Here is a 21,349-nt window from a genome sequence, read left to right on the forward strand (position 1 = left end):
TCAGAAACCGTGCTCGACGCGGCCTGAATTGCTCAGACCGAGATTGCGGAAACGCGAAAGCGCCATGAGCGGGAAGAACTGCTTGTACCCGTGGTAACGCAGATAGAACACCTTGGGGAAACCGACCGCATTATAGGGCTGCTCTTCCCACTCACCCTGACCGTTCTGCTGGGCAACAAGATACGAAATCCCGCGCTTGACCGCCGGTGTCTCACGACGTCCGACAGCCATGAGCCCCAGAATGGCCCAGGCTGTCTGGGTCGGCAGGCTCTTGTCATACTCTCCCGGTGTCGCACCCTCGTATGAGGCGCAATCCTCACCCCAGCCGCCATCCTCACGCTGCACGCTCTCAAGCCAGGCAACAGCGCGTTCGACCGCAGGGTCGTCATGCGGCACACCTGCAATATTGAACGCACACAGGGTCGACCATGTGCCGTAGATGTAATTCGTGCCCCAGCGGCCAAACCAGCAACCCTCCGGTTCCTGCTCGCGACGCAGATAGGCCAGACCCCGCTCGATCACCGGCCGGTCTTCCGGGAAACCCAGTTCACAGAGGAAAGAAACGCATCGCGCCGAGACATCTGCTGTCGGTGGGTCGAGGAGAGCCCCGTGATCGGCGAAGGGAATATGATTGAGCGCATCGAGATCGTTGTCGATATCGAACGCACCCCACCCCCCATTGGTGCTCTGCATACCCACGATCCACTCGCGGGCACGCGAGATGGCCTCCTGGTTTCCCTCGGGGTCCTCGCGGTTCAGCAGCATGCCGACAACGGCTGTGTCGTCCACATCGGGATAATAGTCGTTTTCGTACTGAAACGCCCAGCCGCCGGGGCGTACATCCGGGCAGTTGATGGCCCAGTCACCCTTGACGTTCAGAATCTGGCGCTCGCGAAGCCAGTCCATGCTGCGCCTGAGCGCTTCACGCGTTTCCTTGGGGCGTGTCGCATCGGGACCCGATGATGCCTCGGCCAGCGCAAGACCCGAAAGCCCTGTATCCCACACAGGAGAGACGCAGGGCTGGCAATAGGTCTCATCGCCATTGCTGACCAGCAATTCCTGGATACCCTTCCAGGCCAGTTCCACGCGCGGGTCGTTATCGGGCACGCCCATGCCGCGATACATCATCACCACATTGGCCATGGCCGGGTAGATCGCGCCCAGACCACCTTCACCGAGGCGGGGCTCGATAAAGTCGAGTGCGACCTTGATAGCCTTCTTGCGCAAGGCAGCAGGAAAACGGGGCTCGATCGGACGAAGCATGGTGTCCACTTTCTTGAACACATGCCCCCAGATCGAGCGGTAAGGCCCACGGATCCAGTCCTTCACCTCTTCGGGCGGGGTGATGAAAAGCTCCTGGATGTGGATATTGCGCGGGTTGATCGCACGCGGCTCGAGCGTGCGCAGAACGAGCATGGGCGCCACCACGCTGCGGGACCAGTACGACATGTTCCACATTGAGAAGAGCGCCGCCTTGGGCATCAGCATCAGCTCGACCGGCATGACCGGCGTAGCGCGCCAGGGCACTTCCCCGAACAGCGCCATCTGGATACGGGTAAACACGTTGGCGCGCGCAGCGCCACCCCGGTCGAGAATGGCTTCGCGGGCGCGCTTCATGTGCGGCGCCTCGATATCGTCACCAACCGCCTTGAGGGCAAAATAGGCTTTCACGGAAGCAGAGAGGTCAAATCCGCCATCGTGATAAAGCGCCCAGCCACCATGTGAGCCCTGGGTGCGCCGCAGGTAATTTCCGATACGGGCCTGCTTCTCATCATCGATACGATCGAGATAATGCTCAAGCAGCACATACTCAGCCGGGATCGTGGCATCGGCTTCCAGCTCGAACACCCAGTGGCCGTCATCGTTCTGGCGGTTCGATAAGGCGGCGTGGGCTGAATCGATAGCCTGACGCACCTGGCCCATATCCGCCTCGGCCGGAATTTCGGCTTCGTGACGCTCCAGAACGTCGGAATAGATCAACATTGTCCGCCCTTGTCCTTTTCCCAGCTTGAATGTGTCGTTGATATGACAGATGCCCGTATCACAGTTTTCCGCGCAACAGACAGCATTGTCTGCATACAGGTGATCAGAGATCCAGAACCCTGATCGCCTCGACGCCTGAACGGATCGCCCCTTCAATGGTCGAAGGAAACCCTGTCTGTGTCCAGTCTCCGGCCAGAGCCAGATTGCCCAGTGCAGTACGGGCAACCGGCCGCATGCGGTCCTGCGCCGGTGTTGCGGCAAAAGTCGCCCGCTTCTCACAGACCATCCGCACAGGCGGCACGGCCTCGGGTAGTCCACCCGCCACAACGGGCCCGACAGACTGGCGGATCTCCGACCAGATTGTCGCAATCAGCGCCTCATTATCATGGGTCGCATAGCGATTCGCGGCACTGACGGTGACGGAGAGTATCTCGCCCTTGAGATAGATCCACTCCGCAATACCACCCACCAGCCCGACGAAACCGACCTTGCCCAGCATCCCTCGTGCCTGAACAGGCGCGGGCAGCCGGTAATGCACGTTGATGATGCTTTCATAGGCATCGGGCGCCGTGAAACCGGGCAGATGCGGCCCGAGCAGCGTGCGTGCGACGGGTGAAGGGGCCGCAAATACCACCTTGTCTTCCGGCCCAAGCGCTACCGTCTCGCTACCAATACGCAGCGCGGCGACACGGCCCTGTGCCACGTCGAGGCCAGAAACACGCGCGCCACACCGGACCTCGCCCTGCAGGCGGATCAGATGGGCGATGGCAGGATCAACAAAACTCTCGGAAAGCCCCTCGGCCGGATACCAGGGGCAACAGGCCTCGCCACCAAGAGCGAGCGTTTCGCGCACGATTGCGGCCAGCAGCGACGCGCTGGCGGTCTCCAGAGATGTGTTCAGGGCCGAAATGGCGAAGGGCTCGACAAGCCGATGAGTCAGCATACCCGTACCCATGAAGGCACTGACCGTCTCATCCGGACCCGCCTTGAGAATACGGGCCAGCATGGACAGTTCGCCAAGCTTCATGCCCGGCACCCGACGCGCCTTGGAGAACGCCCAGAACGGAAACCGGCCACGCGACAGGCGTAGTGTCCAGCCAAGACCCGCCTCGAGATCAAACCACGGGAATATCGGGGCTCCGGGTCCGGCAAGGGTCTTCTCTGCCCCGATCAGCCCGAGATAACGAAAACTCGCCTTGTTGGCGGACAGCAGCAGGTGATTGCCATTGTCGATACGCGCATCGAGCGCCTTGTCGTGATAGGAGCGTGCCCGCCCGCCACAGGCTGGCCCCGCCTCGTATACCGTCACGCCGGCACGACCGATCACATCGACTGCGGCAGAGAGACCGGCAAGCCCGCCTCCGATGATATGCACATGCGTCATGGATCAGCGATAATAGGCAATGAGGGAGCGCAGGATACGGGCTGCCTTGCTGGTTTTCACAGGCTGGTCCGGATGACGCCATCCGCGGCGCAGCAAGGCCGTCAGAATGGGGCGATAGGAGGCTGCCATGATACGCGCAGGGCGCATGGCAACACCATCGCATCGCTTCATCGCGCGTGTTGCTTCGCGGAAATGATCCTTGGCACGCACGGCCAGGATACGGGCCAGCGGGTCGAGTCCTACGGCATACACCGCTTCCTGCGGGTCGGTGGGCACGTTGTAACGCACGAGCAGTTCGCGCGGCAGGTAAAGGCGACCGCGATCGGCATCTTCCTGAATATCACGCAGGATATTCGTCAGTTGCAGGGCACGCCCCAGATGATACGCCACGCGATCCGCCTCAGGCGAGGAATCACCAAAGACCCGAACGGACAAACGCCCGACGGCAGAGGCAACACGATCGCAGTAAAGATCAAGCGTTGCCTCATCGGGGGCGACGATCGGGCCTGAAGCATCCATGGCCATGCCATCGATCACCGCGGCAAAATCTTCCTTGCGCAGTCCAAAGCGGGTAATTGTCGCAACCAGAGCCCTGTCCAGGGCATCGCGCGTCTCGCTCCCATACAGGCGATCGATACGGGCATGCCATTCCTTCAGGGCCAGTGCGCGATCGGGGACTTGCACATCACCATCGGCAATGTCATCAACCTCGCGGCAGAAGGCATAGACCGTGAACATGCCAAAACGCCTCTCGGCAGGCAGGATCTTCATGCCCTTGGCAAAAGATGTGCCAGCCCGGGTTACAATGGCACGGACGTGCTCAAGATCGGCCGTGGAACAGCCCAGCACCGCTTCCTGTTGAAACCCGCTCACCGCTTCATCCCTGTATCATCAAAGTGCAGCGCCTTTTACCTGCAAAAGGTCAAACAGCAAAATCCGCGCGACCTGGGAGACGTTCAGTTCGCGTCCCTTATCCCATCCTCCGGAGCCCCGCCCCATGTCCTTCTCCATCGCCAGACCACCCATCCGCCGACGCGCAAGCGCCATGCTCGGGTTCACCCTTGTCGTCTTCTCGACCGCGCTGTTCGCGGCAGGACAGTCCCACGCGCAGGAAACAGCTTCAGCCCACGCTGATCACCTGCTCAAGGCCGACCGCTCATGGAACGGCAAGCCCTACACAGCCTATCCCCCCGGTGCGCCGACGCTGAGCATGATACGCCTGACCATACCGCCCCATACGGCTCTGCCCTGGCATACTCATCCGGTGCCCAATGCAGGCTATGTGCTGCAGGGCCAACTCACGATCCAGGACAAGGCCAGCGGCGCCAGCCATGTGTTCCATCAGGGCGAGGCTTTTGCAGAAAGCATGAATGACACCCATCGTGGCGTCTCGGGCGACACACCAACAGTCTTGATCCTCACCTACGCAGGCGGCAATAATCTTCCGACTTCCGTCCCCCTGAAGGGGGAAAAGAACGAATACTGACCGGCAGGACGCAATTCCGTGTCGAAAATGATTTGACAATCGAAACGAATAGCCGTCACCTTGCCGGTATCAAAGCCACCGGAGACACGCTCATGACCGCGCCCCTCACCCAGGAAGCCAAGGAAGATTTGCTCGAACGTGGATATTCACGTCGTCATTTTGGCCGCCTGACAAGCCTGCTCGGCATGAGCGCCGCCCTGACCCAGTTCGGCTCATCCGCCTTCGCCGCCATCAAGGCGCCAGGTGATGACCCGTTCGTGGGCCACCCCGACATGATCCGCATCGGCAGCAATGAGTGCTGGACCGGCCCGTTCCCAAGCGCCGTCACCGCCGGTCAGGCCCAGGTGCCTTTCGGCAACCGCTATGAGCCCGATCACCTGCGCTCCACCCTGCTGCGTACAGCCTCCTCCGTCGAGAACATTTCCGAAGAGCACATCCTGCCCTGGCCCGGGTCAAGCGATCCGCTCTGTCGATCGGTCGTGACCTTCTGCTCACCCGAACGCGGACTGGTCACGGCCAACCCGACCTATGAAGCCGCCTGGCGTACCGCCGACTGGATGAAAATCAAGCTGACACGCGTGCCACTCTCGGCCCATAACGGCTACGCCACCGATGTCCGCGCCATGCTCAAGGCTGACCCCAACGCGGGCGCCTATTACATCTGCTCGCCCAACAACCCGACCGGCACTGTCACCCCGCTGGAAGACATCGCCTGGCTGGCCGATAACAAGCCTGCTGGCTCCGTTATCATTGTCGACGAGGCCTATATCCATTTCTCGGGTGCGCCGAGCGCGATTTCTCTGGTGAAGCAGGGCAAGGACGTGATCGTTCTGCGCACCTTCTCCAAGATGTTTGCCATGGCTGGCCTGCGTCTTGGTCTCTCCTTCGCCCGTCCGGACCTGCACAAGCGCATGATGCGCTATGACGGCCCGAACATGATCTCCATGTTGAACATCGTGGCCCTCGCCGCTGGTGCTGTCAGCCTGACCCAGGCCGACGCCATCAAGGCGCGACGCGAAGAAATGATCGCTGCCCGCAGCATGACCTTCGACCATCTGGCCAAGCGCAATATCCGTATCGTGCCCGGCAGCCAGGCCAACATGTTCCTCGTGGACTGGAAGAAGCCCGCCTCTCAGATGAAGACGGCCTTCGCCGCCAGGAAGGTTGAAATCGGCCGTAACTGGGACATCTGGCCCACCATGTCGCGCGTCAGCGTCGGCTCCATGAAGGACATGGAAGCGTTCTGCGCCGCGCTCGACCAGATCCTGGCCTGAAGCGTTTCCTCATGGGGCCCTGCCCCATGAGCCTTGAGGGAAACTATGCCCCAAACGCGCCTAGTCGAAAGAGCGGGATGAAAAGGGCAAGCCCCTTTCCGGGACACGGGGCAGAGCCCCGCCTCACCACAGAAGAAACTTCCCTTTCAAAAGCTGCACCCCTGCCCTCTTCGAAGGACAGGCGTCATGTGCAGCGCCGCTTGATAAAGCCAGAACGACTCGCTCCCCAGCAAGTCGCATCGGCATGATACCATTTAGCGAATCAGGGCCAGCACCCCACGCAAAAGCGCCTGCAAGGCATCAATACGGCCCAGCTTGACACGCCCTGCGACCGGATCTTCACGGCGCAGACGTGCCGCGAGACAATGCGAGAGCGCGACGACCACAGCGCAATACGCCCGCATGCGACGATCGCGCACCAGTCCGGGCAGAGCCGCCGCCTGACGATTGAGATGATCAACCTCATCAAGCAGATGATCGAACACACGACGCAGCCCCGGCTTGCTGCGCGCCAGCAGAACATCCTCCACCTTGGCACCCTCCGCCGCCAGCATGTCCTGCGGCAGATAGGAGCGGTCGAGCGTCTTCAGATCCGCCGTTACATCCTGCAGATGATTGATCACCTGAAGGGCGCTGCACAGGGCATCCGACAAAGGCAGCGTTTCTGCCCGCTCGCCATGCAGCAGCAACAGGAACCGTCCGACCGGATTGGCCGAGAACCGGCAGTAACCGAGTAGCTCATCCCAGCTCTGATAGCGGTTCTTCACGGCATCCTGGCAGAATGCGGTAATCAGGTCCGTAGCAGTCTCGAATGGCACGCCGGTCTGAAGCAGATGACGACGCAGGATAACCGCCGTCTGGGCATCTGCCCGCTGGGGCGCCTCACGCTCGCCACGGACCACCTCTTCCATACCACGCAGACGCGCGATCTTGGCTTCGGGAGAGAGCTGCTCGTTATCGACCATATCGTCGATAACCCGTGCGAAATTATAGTAGGCCGTGACATGCGCCCTGTTGCCCTTGGCAAACAGCAGCGACCCGACAGGAAAATTCTCGTCGGCAGCGCCCTTGGCCGAGGTCACATCGGCTTCACCCCAGACGGGATCAACCTGTTTGCCGATCGCATTCATCAGACGTGCGTCTCCTCGGTATAAAAACGACTTTTCCATTGCACGCCTCGACCACGGTGATGGTCGACGGCCGATCCAAGGGTCGCGGCCATGTAAAAGGCAGCAATGACCGGCAAGGCCAGTGCACGGACCGGCGAGAGCTTGAAGCGCGACAATGTGGGCAGGAAGGAGATCACGGCCAGAAAGAGCGACGCGCCCCCCATGACCCTGACACGTCCGCGACCAAACAGGGCGAAATAGACAGGCGCCAGCCAGACCAGCATCATCCCCAGCATGGTGCAAAGCAGAATGACCGGGGAATAGCGCAATTGCACATAGGCCGTACGGGCAATCATGCGCCAGATATCACCAGCCCCCCGATAGGGCCGGATGGACCATGCCAGCATGCTGTGACCCAGATACAGCTTGCCACCCGCCTTCTTGATATCAGCAGCCAGTGAGCAGTCATCGATCAGTGCGCCACGTACCGACTCGACCCCGCCAATACGCTCGAGCATGGACCGACGCACGAGTATCGTCCCACCCGCAGCCCCCGCGACCGGCGAGGCAGGGTCGTTCACCTTCTCGAACGGATAGAGCATTGCAAAAAAATAGACGAAGGCTGGCACAAGCAGTCGTTCTGCTGCGCTTTCACAGTTCAGCACGACCATCTCAGACACCATGTCGAGTCCGTCACGCTCTGCCTTTTCCACCAGCGTCTCAAGATGAAGGGCAGAATGGAGGATATCGGCATCGGTCAGCAGCACGAAGCCATCAGCGTCGATTTTTTCACGCGCCAGACATTCCCCCTGATGCACGGCCCAAAGCTTGCCACTCCATCCCTCGGGGCGCGCCCCGCCCGTGAGCACGGTGAGACGGGCGTGAGGATCAGCGACCTGACGGGCCAGATCACCCGTGCCATCGGTACTGCCGTCATCCACGACAATCACGCTCAGTTTGCCACGATAATCCTGCTGCACCAGCGTTGCCACACAGGCCTGGATCGACTCAGCTTCATCACGGGCCGGCACGACAATGGCCACATCGGGCCAGATCTTTTCACCAGAGTTCAGTGCCGTCGCTCCGGCACCTGGCGCAAGACGCTCGCCTGTGCGCCAGAAACGCCCGTGTCCAAAAAGCAGTTTCCCCCATGCTGCCAGAGCCGAGGCCGCCATGAAATGCCTGATCATTTGGTGGCGATCCGTCCGTGTTCACGAAACCACGTGACGGCATCGGCCACTGCCTCTCGCGCCGGACGTGGCGCATAGCCAAGCGTTTCCTGCGCCTTGAGCGAGGTGAAGAACATCATCTTCTTCGACATGGCCAGGGTCTCTCGTGTCACACGGGGTTCGATGCCAAAACCTCGCGCCATCCATTCGGATACGACAGCGACCGGCTGCAGCCATGACTGCTTGAGCTTGATCCGGGGCGGTTTGACACAGGCGACCTCGCCAATCAGGGCAAAAAGATCGCCCAGCATATAGTTTTCGCCGCCGAGGATATATTTCTCGCCAATCACGCCCTTTTCGAGCGCCAGCGCGTGCCCCTCGGCCACGTCATCCACATGCACGATATTCAGGCCACTATCGACATAGGCCGGCATGTTGCCCGACGCGACATCCACGATCATCTGTCCGGTGGGCGTGGGCTTGATGTCACGCGGTCCAACCGGGGTGGAAGGATTCACGATCACGGCAGGCAGACCGCGCTCGCGCACAAGCTTAAGCACCTCCTGCTCGGCGCGATATTTGGAGAGCTTGTACACGCCAATCACATCATGCTCGGTCACCGGCGTCAGTTCATTGGCTGGGCTGCCATCCTTGGTCAGCCCCAGCGCCGCCACGGATGAGCAATAGACCACACGCTCGATCCCGGCATCGAGCGCCGCCATCATGAGCCGCCTTGTGCCCTCGACATTGGCCCGCATCATCACAGCCGGATCCGGCACCCAAAGGCGATAATCCGCCGCTACATGAAAGAGATAGCGGCAGTTTTCCAGCGCCGGTCCGAAGCTTTCAGGGGCCGTCAGGTCGCCAATCACCAGATCGGCATCGAGCCCCTCAAGGTTGGAAAGATCGGCCCCGGCACGGACCATCAATCTGATACGATGGCCCCGTTGCTTGAGAATACGCGCCACTGCCGAGCCAACAAAACCGGTCGCGCCGGTAATCAGCGTGTATTCACCCATGATAGGCCCTGATGCTCTCATTTATTGCAAATCGATACCGCACCATACCGTTCGCTCAAGGACAAGCAACCTGCACCTGATGGCTTTTTCGTCATATTGAGCCACGCAGTAGCGAAAGCTGACTGTCTGGTGTAGACAGCCGCGAGCACTCGACAGCGTACATACTCGCAAATTGCCGCAGGAGCTTTGTCCAACCTCCCGCATTGCCGGGCCTGTTCCTGGCCAGACAATGCGCCTCCGCAACCCTGCGACGTTCGGAACCGACTGGCCTTGAAAACACTCACCCTTGTTCTCGCCCTTATGGGCCTTGCCCTTCTTACGGGAATCATGGCCTGGCTTGGCATCGGTCATGTTTTCAGCGCCATGCAGCGTATCGGTATCGGGGGCTTTGCGTCCATCGTCGGCGGTCAGGCGCTGGTCGATATCGGTCTCGGCATAGCCTGGTTCAGTGCCTGTCCCGAGCTCGGACTCTTTCGGGCCATTGCCTCACGCGCCGTGCGTGACGCCGCCGGGAACTGCCTGCCCTTCTCCCAGCTTGGCGGCATGGTGATCGGCATACGCGCCACATGTAGCATCCCTACCCTCACCCGCAAGCTCGGCCCGTTCCAGTGGCCTGCTGCTGTCGCCACCAATATCGTGGATATCACGACCGAGGTGCTGGGTCAGATCGTGTTCGTCATCATTGCCCTCGCCTGCCTGTTCGACCATGCGGGCACCAACAGGTTCACCTGGCCTGTTCTGGGCGGCATGGCGCTTCTCGCGCTTGGTATCGCCGGCTTCATCTGGACGCAGCAGCGTGGCGGGGCCGCCATCCATTATGCCGCCCGCTTTCTGGGCCACCATATTGCCGATGGCTGGCGCACCTCGCTGATCGACAACATGGACAATTTCCAGGCCGAACTCGATCAGCTCTGGTCACGCCCCGGTCGCATCGCCCTGGGTGCCACCATCCACCTTCTTTGCTGGCTCGGCGGCGCTGCCATCACCTGGCTCTCGCTCGAATTGCTGGGCGCCCATATTGGCATCATGGGAGCTATCGCCATTGAGGGCGTCGTTTGCGGCCTCATGTCCGCCTCGTTCCTCGTGCCAGCCGCTCTCGGCGTTCAGGAAGCCGCCTATGTCGCGCTTGGCTATTTCTTCGGCGTGGACGCTGAAATCTCGCTGGGTCTGTCGCTGCTGCGTCGTGGCCGTGACATCGCCATCGGTATCCCTGTCATGGCCCTGTGGCAGCTTTCCGAAATGCGCCGCCTGCGTCAGCCCAAACGCCCGACATCCGCCGACGCAACCCTCGATTATGCTGACACATCCTCACGGAGCGAAGCCTCATGACCACGCCCTTGTTCGAGACGCTCTGCGTCATCGGTCCCGGTCTGATCGGCTCCTCCGTCCTGCGTCGGCTGCGCGAGCGTCCCGGTCTGGTCAACCGCCTCGTCGTCGCCGATCGTGACCCCGCAGTGCTCGATCGGGTACGCGCCCTCGATCTCGGCGACGAGATCACAGCCGATCTCGCCAAAGCTGTCGCCGATGCCGATTGCGTCATGCTCTGCGTGCCCGTCGGGGCTATCGTCCCGGTGGCCGAGGCCATCATGCCTCACCTCAAGGCGGGCGCGACCCTGACCGATGTCGGCTCGACGCGCCGTAGCGTGGTTGACGCCCTGACACCCCATCTGCGCAACGATATTGCCTATATCCCGGCCCACCCCATGGCCGGTACCGAACATTCAGGCCCGGATGCCGGCTTTGCCAGCCTGTTCGAGGATCGCTGGTGCCTCCTGACGCCGGCCCCCCACGCCCCGCAGACCGATATCGACCGTCTCGCGGCTTTCTGGCGTGAAATGGGGGCCCGTATCCGGATCATGGATGTCGATCATCACGACACGATCTGCGCGATGGTCAGCCACCTGCCCCATCTGATTGCCTTCACCATCTGCGGCACTGCCGATACGCTGGCAGAAGACATGCGTGCCGAAGTGCTGGACTTCGCCGCCTCGGGCTTTCGCGATTTCACCCGTATCGCCGCCTCAGACCCGACCATGTGGCGTGACATCTTCCTGAACAACAGCGACGCCCTGCTGAGCGTTCTGGACCGTTTCAGTCAGGACGCCGCCGCCATGGCCAAGGCCATTCGCGAGGGTGACGAGAAAACCATCGTCGACACGATTTCACGCGGTCGACGCATCCGCCGTTCCCTGCTCGAAAATCGTCAGGCCTGAGCCTCTGCCTGCTGGCAAGTGTAGGGGATGGTGGGTCGTAATCATGGGGCGTTGCCCCATACCCCACCAAAGGACGGTCGTCCCTTGGAAACCTGTTTGAATAAATCAGGTCCTGCGGGGAGTAGCTCTTATTGGAGTGCGGGACGATGCCACCGCAGGCACATTGGGCTCGTACGCCTGGCAGTCGTGGGGCCTTGCCCCACACGCCACCGACGGACACTCATCCTTCAAGAACCTGCCTATGCCAATCGGGATACAGGAACTGCGCCCTGTCCCGGGCGCGGGGCAGAGCCCCGCACCTGACCCTGATCAGATCGTGACAACACGCAGGGTGTTGGTCGAACCCTGCTGCCCGAAGGGAAGGCCGACGAGCAGAACCAGCTTGTCGCCCTTCTCGGCATAGCCTTCGGAAACGGCCAGACCGACCGCCTGATCGACCACGCCTTCAACACCGTAAACCGGCGTTTCCTGACCCACGGACATGGCGCGTACGCCCCAGACCATATTCAGACGACGTGCGGTTTCATCATCCGGCGTCAGCGCCAGAACCGGGCAATCGGCGCGCTCACGAGCAATCTGCAGGGCGCCACGGCCGCTCTGCGTATAAACCACGATCACGGCAGCCGAAACCGACTGGGCAACATGCCAGGCGGCTTCAGCAATAGCACCACCGGTCGTGCCATCGCTGTCAGGGCGAAGGGCCTCTTCCTGCATGCGCCATTCGAGATCGTTCTCGACGCGACGCGTCACACGGGCCATCACCTCGACGGCTTCGCGCGGATACTTGCCCGCAGCGCTCTCGGCCGAAAGCATCACGGCATCGGTGCCGTCGAACACGGCATTCGAGACGTCAGAGACCTCAGCGCGCGTCGGCGTGGGCGAAGTGATCATGCTCTCCAGCATCTGCGTGGCCACGATCACCGGCTTGCCCTGGAAGCGCGCTTCACGAATGGCACGCTTCTGCTCGATCGGCACTTCCTCGGCGGGGAGTTCGACACCGAGGTCGCCACGCGCCACCATCACAGCGTCAGAAAGTGCGATGATGTCGCTCAGACGCTCCATGGCCTGCGGCTTTTCGAGCTTGGTCATGATCCAGGCGCGACCCTTGGCAATGTCCTTGGCTTCCTGCACGTCCTCGGGGCGCTGCACGAAAGAAAGGGCCACGTATTCGACACCAAGGTCGAGCGCGAAAGTGAAATCCTTGTGGTCCTTCTCGGTCAGGGCCGGGATAGGCAGCACAACGTCAGGCACGTTCACGCCCTTGCGCTCCGACAGCCAGCCACCGACTTCGACTTCGGTCTCCATATGCGTTTCGTCGCAGGAGATCACACGCAGTCGCATCTTGCCGTCATCGAGCAGCAGGCGGCTGCCGGGCTCAGCGGCGCGCATGATCTCGGGATGCGGCAGACAGGCGCGACGGGCATCACCCGGCGTACGATCTAGATCCAGACGGAAGCGGGCACCTTCAATCAGTTCCACCTTGCCATCGGCAAAGGTGCCAACGCGCAGCTTGGGGCCCTGCATGTCGGCCAGAATGGCCAGCGGGCGGCCAAGCTCGGCTTCAACATCACGGATGGTGGCGTGACGCTTGGCATGATCCTCATGCGAACCATGCGAGAAGTTCAGGCGAAACACGTCAGCCCCGGCCAGCGCCAGGGTACGGATCATCTCATGCGTGGAGGAGGCCGGGCCGAGGGTCGCAACGATCTTCGTGCGGCGCTGTTCGGCCTCTTTCTTCACTCCCGTACCCTGGGCTGCCGTATCATGGGCCGAAGCTGCTTGAGGTGAGGACGTCATACTGATTTCCGATCCATTTGCTGCACGTTGCATATCATAGCTTCAGCTAGGCTGAAGCGTCTCTCCTGGCAACAACCCCCAGAACACACGTCTGGGAAGCCATCCCGTATAGCCCTTGACCACCACCTTGCACCATGTTGACCCCTGGGGGCACAGCTTGAGCGTGCCCACTGTCCCGGGTTGCAACACGGCCACGACAGCGCTGTTTTCATCCGACTGGCTGTAAAGCAGCGTATCGCCCTGGCGCTGGCGTGCCTCGGTCTCGTTCGGCACATAACCCAGCACGCGGGCATCGGCCTTGCCAATCACGTCGCCCGATTTGGCCGAGGCCTCACCCACGGCAGCAGCGTGACCCTCGGGTGGTTGCCCCGGAATCACGAAAGTGCGTTGTCCGACGAGCGTCGCCTGATGGACCCAGCCCTTCATACCGTCCGAATCCTCGATCAGACGCCAGACATCGAACTCGCGCTCGACCTCAACGGGCAGACCACGGCGATGATAGACCCATTCGATCGGATAGCGCTGACCCGGCCCCTTGCGCATGAACACCTTGTCTGCACGCATTGCGGCAAAGCGCGGCAAGGGCAGGCCCGTATTGGTTCCCTTGTCCTGCGGCGCTGCATCGGGCGCAGCGGCAGCCGCATCGTCACCGGCAGGTGGCGTGGCAGGTTGAGCCGTGGCCGCCGTTGCGGCACTCGCCGCCGCTGCGCCTGCTGCAACACCAGCCGCCGTGCGCACATGATGTTTGCGCGCATGGGCTGCGCGGGCTTCCTCTGACGCTCGTGCAGCCTTGCGCTTTTTCTTGTTGCTGGCGGACGTTTTCCCGGTTGCGCCCGATGCTGTCGCCCCAGTCCCTTTCGTCCCGGCGCCTCTCACCTTCTTGTGGTGCGCCGAGGCCTCATGCGCTGCACTCTTGCTACTGGCAGACGCCGCCGCCGTGCCATGTTTGTGATGGTGAGTCGCGTGTTTGGTCGTCTGGGGCGCGGCTTCTGCCTGTGCGCCAAGCGGCAGCAGAATCGCCAGCCCAATGCCGTAGACGATGCGGAATGTCTTCATGCGTGCATGGGTGCCAAGTTGTGACGTTCGGGGCAAGAGGGGGGCCGCTTCACAGGCTCAAAATCTGGGCATCGATCGTGCGTTCCAGAAACGTCGTCACACCGCAGATACGCACACTGGGGCACAGATCGGCCTGTGTCAGACCTGACGCTTTCATACCGGCCTCGCAGGCCAGCACCTCGCCGCCCAGCTCGAAAATGGCGGAACGCAGCGTTTCGAAGCCAGCAACCCCGCGCGACTGAAACATCTGATCGAGCCCCACGTCGTCGAGCAAGGACCAGTCCCGGCACAATGCCGCAACACTCAGTCCCCCACCGAAGAGGACGACTTCACGCCCCAGAGCCAGAGCCCCTGCTGCGAGCACAAAAGCGTGATGAGCCCGTTCGAACGAGCGATCCGCAAGAGTAATGCCCATGACACGCATCATATGCCCTTACTCCCACTCTCGGCCCTTGCCACTCGGCCACAGCACGGACAGTCGGGATCGGCTGGGAGATCGAAACTGCGGAAACTCGCCTCCAGCGCGTGCCAGATGAGAACACGACCGCTCATGCTGCGCCCAAGATTCAGGATTTCCTTGAGGGCCTCGGTCGCCATCAGCGTGCCAATCACCCCCGTAACCGCGCCGAAAATGCCCGCCTGACCGCAGCTCAGCGCCGCGTTTTCATTGGCATCGGGGTAAAGACAGCGATAGCAGGGGCCACCACGTTGGGGCGCAAAGGTGGAAAGGCTGCCCTCAAAGCGCTGCACAGCACCTGAAACGAGCGTTTTGCCCAGGGCATGACAGCAATCAGCTACCGCGTATCGGGTTGTGAAATTGTCACTGCCGTCACAAACAAGGTCGTACTGGCTGACAAGTGAGCGCAGATTATCGATATCCACGCGCAGGTCGTGCGGCACGACCTCGATACCCGGATTGAGTCCGCCGAGCCTTCCAGCCGCGCGCTCGGCCTTCCCGCCCCCGATATCCTGCGTGGAAAAAAGGATCTGCCGTTGCAGATTGCTCAGCTCCACCCTGTCATCATCGACCAGTCCGATACGACCGACACCCGCCGCGGCGAGATAAAGAGACAATGGGCTGCCGAGCCCTCCTGCACCAATAACAAGGATGGACGAGTCGCGCAGCCTGCCCTGCCCCACTGCACCCACTTCGGGCAGCAGGATATGGCGTGAATAGCGGTGCAGTTCCTCGTCGGTGAAGGTCAGATCGGGCAGAATGGACGACATTATGCAAAGGGATTCCGGCCTGGAAAGAAAACTTCATCGGCTTTCAGGATTTAGATGACAAGAGCCTGTCCGATCCCATAGCATAGTGATGTTCAGTGAAGAAAACAGAGGCATCTGCCATTCGGAACCAGGCTTGTTACCGGCTTGATCGATAAAGGCACGCATAGGCTGCGTGTTCACGTCCCTTTCGCCAGTCGCAGAGAAAAGAAATGAGAGACCCCGCAGGATTGCCCCCGGCAGGAATGCCCGTAGAACTCGCAACGTTCCCGGACAGGCTGTCATGGCCATCCAGCAGGAAGCTGCCTCATATTGCTGGCGCCCTGATGGTTGCCGCTATCTGCATTTATGCGCTTTCGCCCTATCTGGCACTTTGGTCGCTTTCCTCTGCCCTGCGCACACATGACACGACGACCCTTGCCCAGCACATCGACTGGAGTGCGCTGACAACCAGCCTGAAATCCGAGGCGATCGATGCGCTGATCGGACCACCGCCAGCGTCTGACGATCTACCGGATTTCGGATCATCCTTCGCGACCAGCGCGGTCTCGCACGCGATTGACACGCGCCTGACGCCTGAGTTGCTCATGACCTTCGCCTCCCAGATGGTCACAGGACACCAGCCTGCGGCTTCCCTGAGCATGAGCGAGCTCTACAGCAGACTTTCAGCTCATTTCGTATCACCTCTGCGCTTTGAGGCCGGGCTCGTTACAGCCCCCGGTCAGAAACCGGCCATTGTACACATGAAATTCGAGCAGTGGCATTGGAAGATCACGCAACTGGATCTTCCCAAGGCAGCCTGATCTGCGCTGAGGCGCTGTACTTGTCTCCTCTCTCCAGCCCTGTCTCTCTACCAACCTGTGACGAAAGACGGGGCCAAAGCGGCCCGTGTACCGACAGAATCAGCGTCTGGCCCGAAAACCCAAACCGAGACGGCGCAGCAGACGCGCGATCGTGTAAGGCACGACCAGCATACGGCGTGACCTTTGCTTCAGACAGAGCTGGTAGAGCCGTAACTTCAAACGATCCTCAAGGCGCAATCGGGTATTGGCCGCCACCAGGGATGCGAAGGTGTCCAGCATCCCAACCAGTTCGTCACTATGCTGCGCCATACGCTTTTCATGCTCGTACCGCGAAAAGTAGATTGATTTGAAAGCCTCGCCGGCGATCAGATTGCAGAAGCGCGGGAAGATCAGATCACGCACATAAACACTGCGTCGCTCAGGGTCTGAGTCGAACATGTGGCAGAGCTTGCTTATATACCGCATCCGGCTGCGGCTCATGCGAATGCTGTAGGACGTGCTGTTCTTGTTAATGCACCAGACAGTCACGGCGTGAGGAAAGAAATAATTCGTATAACCTTCACGGAAAATCCTGAGGAAAAGATCATCGTCCTCATAACCCGTGAACTGAGGGTCAAAGCCACCCACCGCCTCGAACGCTGTCCGGCTGATGATCGAGGCTGAAGGCAGGACATGCATATCCTGCTCGAGGAGATCCTCGATCGAAATCTTCGGATGTTTGCTGTAACGCGCGGCAATCGACGTGGCGACAATATGCCCGTCCTCGTCACCCTCCATCAACTCGCCATAGGCCCAGCCAAAATGCGGATCTTCTACCCGCACCTGCTCCAGAAGAAGCTCGATATGGTTTTTGAGAAAAAAATCATCCTGGTCGAGAAAGCAGATATAGGCCGAGTTCGTCAGGGAAACGCCAAGGTTGCGCGCGCTGCCCTGTCCACCATTTCCCTTGCGGTGCACAATAACACCGGATCGTTCGGCAATTTCAGCCAGAGCCGTGCTTTCGGCTTCGCTTGATCCATCATCAATGATCAGAAACTCGTCGGCCCGAATGGTCTGGGAGAGAACACTCTCTATGGCGCGCTCGATATATCTTGAGCCATTGTAAAAAGGGATAATAACGGCAACAGAACTCGGCCTTGAATCGACCATGGGTAAAACAATCCTCTTACGCCAGGCTTGCACATGGGAAAGGCGACGCGATGACCGGCGTAAGCCGCGGTGCCGTTTTCCGGATGCAGACACTTCACCCAGGCCTGAGCATCTCGGGCATATAAGGTGTGAAGGTGCCACCTTCGCCGGGAGCCCTGCTCCCGCTGATTAAAACACTGCCAGCAGCATGATTGAGGACAGAGGCCAAACTGAGGCAGCAAGCCAGGCCCCGTGACATCCGGCCGGTCGTCCGGCCCGCACCTTGGATGGCCGGGAGGCTCATCAATACCTGTCACGGCCATGGAATGGACAGTCACCCTGGCAAGCGCCTGCCGATGCCAGATCCCAACTGTATCACGGGTTTGAACACCTGTGACACAGGGGACCAGCCGGCAAGCCGTGGCAGCTCAGGCCGGGGGAAGATCTTCTTCAAGAACGGTGATGTGGATCGCGTAGGAGACCTCACCCTCATCGTCATCCCGGTGCACCGTACCGATTACTTCGCCATTCACAGCCAGCTCGACCGTGTGGCCAGCCCGTGCCGGAGGATTGATCGTCAGTTGTGATGCGCCAAGCAGACGGCGCAATGTCGTTTGCAGGCGAGATAACTCAGAGGCGGAAATAGCAGACATGTTAGCTCCTGGGGGGTTACAGGTTGAGCGATCTGTAGAGCATCCAGCCCCCCTGTGAAACCATCTTTCACGTATCGCACAATTTCCTCCTCAGGCCACGATACTGCCATGATTGACCTGCAGGCTTCACGCCATCGTCATCGACAAGAGGCCATATTATTAAGGGAAAGCCATGCATCGCGTCCTCTTTGCCCTTGCGATTTTTGCAGTCGCGCCCCTTAGCGCTGCCCATGCCGCGGGGATCCCCGCCCATTTTGGCTCAGCTCTCTCCAGGCAAATTTCCAGTGACGGTCCGAGAGCCGCAGCATGGTCTCTTACACTCAATCATAACTGGACCAGCGTAGAACGCGATGTCGCAGCGAATGATCCTGCCCTGAGCGCCGGGACATTACGTGCCCTGCTTGACTACACGCCGCGGTCGGAGAAAGCCGCCATGCAGCGGGCACTTCGCACCCGCCTGCAAGTCGATGCCCTTTCGGGTCTCGCTGTTCTCTCTCCCATTTCGCACAGCCCCTACTCAGGGCTGGCCGTATGCGGCGGGGGCGAAGCACGATGGAAACATCAGATCCATTCAGCGGTCACTGCCACGCATGACGTCATGTATGCCTTGCAACGCGAGTCGTGTGTAAATGCGTTAAGGTTACATTCCGCCCGTTGAATCTCTCGTTGCGAGCGGGCAGACAGAACTTGTTCAATCAAATTTTGTTGTTCTGAGGAAGCGCTCCGCGTTTTCTCAAACCCTTTCGCATCGAGGAAAATCTTTGATCTCCACCCTGCGTCTCACCCTGAGCGTTCTGCCGCTTATGGGCCTAACCGGCTGCGGCTATTTTGACTCTCGTGAAGCCCACAGGGCACAGCTCGCGATGATCGGCATGACATCAAATGATCTGCAGGCATGCGCCGGGATTCCGGCGTCGACAAAGACGCTTAATGATACGACTCAGATCTATCAGTATGTTGGAACAATGAACCTGCCTACGGCCAGTGATTCAACCCTCATTCCAATCCAGCAGATCCTTAATATCACCCAGGTTACGCTCGGAGGCGCAGGCACAAGTTGCAAGGCAGTCATTCGCCTCGACCATGATCGCGTTTCCGAAGTGCATTATACGGGAGATGACGACGAGATTATCGGCTCAGACGGTATCTGCTCGATCATCACTCGTGGATGCGCCAGACAGCCTGAGGCCAGCATGCGCAAGGTCAGCGGTAGCCCGTTAGGACCAGTCTCCGCTTTCCATTCACCCGCAGCACCCAATCAGAGCACGTCTGCGACCTACAACAAGCAGTCCGGTGAGACCGTGCCGAACTACACCGACAAATCGAAGCCGGTTATCGTACCACGGCCCTGAACAGCGCTCCGGTCGCGATTTCCTGCTTCATGCGGGCAATCGCAGCGGGCAAGCCGCTGAAGATTGCCTCCCCAATCAGGAAATGTCCGATGTTGAGCTCTTTCAGCCCGGGCAGGCCCGCCACCCGTCCCACATTGGCGTAAGTAAGCCCATGACCGGCATGAAGCTCCAGCCCGTTTGCCGTGGCGGCCTGCGCACCTGCAAAAAGCCTCCGGAACTCTGCCTCGCCGTCGTCATGGGCATAAGCGCCGGTATGGAGTTCCACCACCTGTCCACCAATTGCGGCGGCAGCCTCGATCTGGGCAGGGTCAGGGTCCACGAAAAGCGAAACACGGATACCGGCGTCTTTGAGCCTCGCCACCTTGCCGCGTAGATCATTCATCTGGCCTGCCACGTCGAGGCCGCCTTCGGTCGTCACTTCCTCGCGTCGCTCGGGCACAAGACAACAGGCATGAGGGCGCAAGGCGCAGGCCATACCAACCATTTCTTCCGTCGCGCCCATCTCGAAATTGAGCGGCACAGTCAGTTCACGACGTAGCCTCTGCATATCGTCATCACGTATGTGGCGCCGGTCCTCGCGCAGATGCGCCGTAATGCCGTCAGCGCCATGCATGGCTGCCAGCAGAGCCGCCCCGACCGGATCGGGATGCGTGCCACCCCGTGCATTACGAACGGTCGCCACGTGATCGATATTCACGCCAAGTCGGATCATGGTCTTTTTTCCTTGCCTGAGGCACGTCTCGCGCCAAGGTCGCGCGCAAGACGCAAGGCTGAAAGCAGGCTCGTCGGATCGGCCCTGTTTTTACCTGCAATCGCAAAGGCTGTCCCGTGGTCGGGCGATGTCCTGACAATGGGCAGGCCCAGGGTCACATTTACACCGCTGGCCATGTCGAGCGTCTTGAGCGGTATCAGGGCCTGATCGTGATACATGCACAGCGCCGCATCATAGAGCGGTCGCGCAAGATTCGTGAAAAGCGTATCGGGCGGATACGGGCCGCTGGCATCTATGCCAGCTTCGCGCAGAATCCTGATGGCCGGTTCGATCATCACCCGCTCTTCCAGGCCCATCACCCCGCCCTCGCCCGCATGAGGGTTCAGTCCAGCCACGGCAATACGTGGCGCTTCGATCCCGAAGTCACGGCGCAAAGCCTGGGCAAGTGCCTTGCCAACCTGCACGATCTTATCCGTCGCCAGACTGTCGAGCGCCTCGCGCAGGCTGACATGCACCGTGACCGGCACGACACGCAGCTGTGGTGAGGCCAGCATCATGATTTCCTCACCCGGCACGCCGCAGAGCGAGGCCAGAAATTCGGTATGACCCGGAAAACCGAAACCAGCGGCTTTCAGCACCGCCTTGCTGATCGGGTTGGTCACGACGGCACTGACACGTCCCTCAAGCGCCAGCCGGGTTGCGCGCTCGATCGAGGCGATCACCTGACCTGCCATGGCTGAATCGGGCTGACCCAACACAACAGGGCCGGGAAGATACACGGGCAGAACAGGCAGGGCATGGGCAAATACCGCCCCTGCCTGCTCGGGTTCGTTCACGATCTGCGTGGGGATCCCCTCGATCAGAGCCGGATCACCGATCCACACAAACCCTTCGCCCTGTGTCCTGAGCTGCTCCCAGGCCTTGACGGTCAGTTCTGGGCCGATCCCGGCGGGATCGCCCATCGTGAGTGCAGGCAGCATCATGCCC

Annotated in this window: 21 protein-coding genes; 7 read left to right on the plus strand and 14 right to left on the minus strand. The window is 60.5% G+C overall.

All coding sequences use genetic code 11. From position 1 onward, the window contains the following. The 3 genes from shc to hpnD form a co-directional block, all read right to left on the minus strand. Positions 1–1,923 (minus strand): squalene--hopene cyclase, encoded by a 1,923-nt coding sequence (gene shc, locus ACWNRM_RS11120; protein ID WP_485170890.1) that lies wholly within the window; start codon positions 1,921–1,923, stop codon positions 1–3. A 163-nt stretch (positions 1,924–2,086) separates the two neighbouring features. Further along, complete coding sequence (gene hpnE / locus ACWNRM_RS11125) at positions 2,087–3,367, minus strand: hydroxysqualene dehydroxylase HpnE (RefSeq protein ID WP_485170841.1); 1,281 nt, start codon at positions 3,365–3,367, stop codon at positions 2,087–2,089. Between the two features lie 3 nt (positions 3,368–3,370). Then, positions 3,371–4,240, minus strand: a complete 870-nt coding sequence (gene hpnD / locus ACWNRM_RS11130) for a presqualene diphosphate synthase HpnD (RefSeq protein WP_485170842.1) — start codon at positions 4,238–4,240, stop codon at positions 3,371–3,373. 172 nt (positions 4,241–4,412) lie between these two features. Here hpnD and ACWNRM_RS11135 point away from each other — a divergent pair, with 172 nt between their 5' ends. Further along, complete coding sequence (locus tag ACWNRM_RS11135; protein ID WP_485170891.1) at positions 4,413–4,853, plus strand: cupin domain-containing protein; 441 nt, start codon at positions 4,413–4,415, stop codon at positions 4,851–4,853. 92 nt (positions 4,854–4,945) lie between these two features. Continuing rightward, a complete protein-coding gene (locus ACWNRM_RS11140) occupies positions 4,946–6,127 on the plus strand; it encodes a pyridoxal phosphate-dependent aminotransferase (protein WP_485170843.1) in 1,182 nt (393 codons plus the stop codon). 254 nt (positions 6,128–6,381) lie between these two features. On the opposite strand, the gene hpnC is transcribed toward ACWNRM_RS11140, so the two are convergent. Genes hpnC through hpnA form a run of 3 tightly spaced genes read right to left on the minus strand, consistent with a single transcriptional unit; the run spans position 6,382 to position 9,424 of the window. After that, positions 6,382–7,257, minus strand: a complete 876-nt coding sequence (gene hpnC / locus ACWNRM_RS11145; RefSeq protein ID WP_485170844.1) for a squalene synthase HpnC — start codon at positions 7,255–7,257, stop codon at positions 6,382–6,384. Continuing rightward, positions 7,257–8,426 carry a glycosyltransferase gene (locus tag ACWNRM_RS11150; RefSeq protein WP_485170845.1) on the minus strand — a complete coding sequence of 390 codons (1,170 nt, stop codon included), beginning with the start codon at positions 8,424–8,426 and terminating at the stop codon, positions 7,257–7,259. The genes hpnC and ACWNRM_RS11150 overlap by 1 nt, the downstream gene beginning before the upstream one ends. Then, positions 8,423–9,424, minus strand: coding sequence for a hopanoid-associated sugar epimerase (gene hpnA, locus ACWNRM_RS11155; RefSeq protein ID WP_023979839.1), 1,002 nt, complete (start codon positions 9,422–9,424; stop codon positions 8,423–8,425). Before hpnA ends, ACWNRM_RS11150 begins: the two co-directional genes overlap by 4 nt. Positions 9,425–9,694: 270 nt before the next feature. Between hpnA and ACWNRM_RS11160 the strand changes: the two genes are divergently transcribed. Next, on the plus strand, positions 9,695–10,753 hold the full coding sequence (locus ACWNRM_RS11160) for a lysylphosphatidylglycerol synthase domain-containing protein (RefSeq protein ID WP_485170846.1): 1,059 nt from the start codon (positions 9,695–9,697) through the stop codon (positions 10,751–10,753). Beyond that, positions 10,750–11,637 (plus strand): prephenate dehydrogenase/arogenate dehydrogenase family protein, encoded by an 888-nt coding sequence (locus ACWNRM_RS11165; RefSeq protein ID WP_485170847.1) that lies wholly within the window; start codon positions 10,750–10,752, stop codon positions 11,635–11,637. The genes ACWNRM_RS11160 and ACWNRM_RS11165 overlap by 4 nt, the downstream gene beginning before the upstream one ends. Positions 11,638–11,946: 309 nt before the next feature. Here the strand turns inward: ACWNRM_RS11165 and pyk are convergent, their stop codons facing one another. From pyk to ACWNRM_RS11185, 4 genes are read right to left on the minus strand one after another with little or no spacing between them, the layout of a single operon-like run. Beyond that, a complete protein-coding gene (gene pyk, locus ACWNRM_RS11170; RefSeq protein WP_485170848.1) occupies positions 11,947–13,434 on the minus strand; it encodes a pyruvate kinase in 1,488 nt (495 codons plus the stop codon). A gap of 42 nt (positions 13,435–13,476) precedes the next feature. Next, on the minus strand, positions 13,477–14,490 hold the full coding sequence (locus ACWNRM_RS11175; protein ID WP_485170849.1) for an SH3 domain-containing protein: 1,014 nt from the start codon (positions 14,488–14,490) through the stop codon (positions 13,477–13,479). Positions 14,491–14,539: 49 nt separating this feature from the next. Further along, complete coding sequence (locus ACWNRM_RS11180; protein WP_485170850.1) at positions 14,540–14,917, minus strand: DsrE family protein; 378 nt, start codon at positions 14,915–14,917, stop codon at positions 14,540–14,542. Further along, positions 14,914–15,717, minus strand: a complete 804-nt coding sequence (locus ACWNRM_RS11185; RefSeq protein WP_485170851.1) for a HesA/MoeB/ThiF family protein — start codon at positions 15,715–15,717, stop codon at positions 14,914–14,916. Before ACWNRM_RS11185 ends, ACWNRM_RS11180 begins: the two co-directional genes overlap by 4 nt. Positions 15,718–15,959: 242 nt before the next feature. Between ACWNRM_RS11185 and ACWNRM_RS11190 the strand changes: the two genes are divergently transcribed. Beyond that, the gene (locus ACWNRM_RS11190; protein WP_485170852.1) at positions 15,960–16,517 is read left to right on the plus strand and encodes a DUF2939 domain-containing protein; all 558 of its coding nucleotides are present in this window, start codon (positions 15,960–15,962) and stop codon (positions 16,515–16,517) included. 99 nt (positions 16,518–16,616) lie between these two features. On the opposite strand, the gene ACWNRM_RS11195 is transcribed toward ACWNRM_RS11190, so the two are convergent. Further along, entirely contained in the window at positions 16,617–17,666 is a 1,050-nt protein-coding gene (locus ACWNRM_RS11195; protein ID WP_485170853.1) for a glycosyltransferase family 2 protein, read from the minus strand. Between the two features lie 407 nt (positions 17,667–18,073). Next, on the minus strand, positions 18,074–18,298 hold the full coding sequence (locus ACWNRM_RS11200) for a DUF3126 family protein (RefSeq protein WP_485170854.1): 225 nt from the start codon (positions 18,296–18,298) through the stop codon (positions 18,074–18,076). Positions 18,299–18,470: 172 nt separating this feature from the next. Between ACWNRM_RS11200 and ACWNRM_RS11205 the strand changes: the two genes are divergently transcribed. Together ACWNRM_RS11205 and ACWNRM_RS11210 are read left to right on the plus strand one after the other, a co-directional pair. After that, the gene (locus ACWNRM_RS11205) at positions 18,471–18,956 is read left to right on the plus strand and encodes a hypothetical protein (protein WP_485170855.1); all 486 of its coding nucleotides are present in this window, start codon (positions 18,471–18,473) and stop codon (positions 18,954–18,956) included. A 145-nt stretch (positions 18,957–19,101) separates the two neighbouring features. Beyond that, a complete protein-coding gene (locus tag ACWNRM_RS11210) occupies positions 19,102–19,650 on the plus strand; it encodes a hypothetical protein (RefSeq protein ID WP_485170892.1) in 549 nt (182 codons plus the stop codon). On the opposite strand, the gene ACWNRM_RS11215 is transcribed toward ACWNRM_RS11210, so the two are convergent. Together ACWNRM_RS11215 and pdxA are read right to left on the minus strand one after the other, a co-directional pair. Continuing rightward, positions 19,631–20,362: a pyridoxine 5'-phosphate synthase gene (locus tag ACWNRM_RS11215; protein WP_485170856.1), complete on the minus strand. Its 732-nt coding sequence runs from the start codon at positions 20,360–20,362 to the stop codon at positions 19,631–19,633. The two genes, ACWNRM_RS11210 and ACWNRM_RS11215, sit on opposite strands and share 20 nt — an antisense overlap. Then, positions 20,359–21,345, minus strand: coding sequence for a 4-hydroxythreonine-4-phosphate dehydrogenase PdxA (pdxA, locus tag ACWNRM_RS11220; RefSeq protein ID WP_485170857.1), 987 nt, complete (start codon positions 21,343–21,345; stop codon positions 20,359–20,361). The genes ACWNRM_RS11215 and pdxA overlap by 4 nt, the downstream gene beginning before the upstream one ends. Positions 21,346–21,349 lie beyond the last annotated feature (4 nt).

This window comes from Asaia sp. A2 (assembly GCF_057319415.1).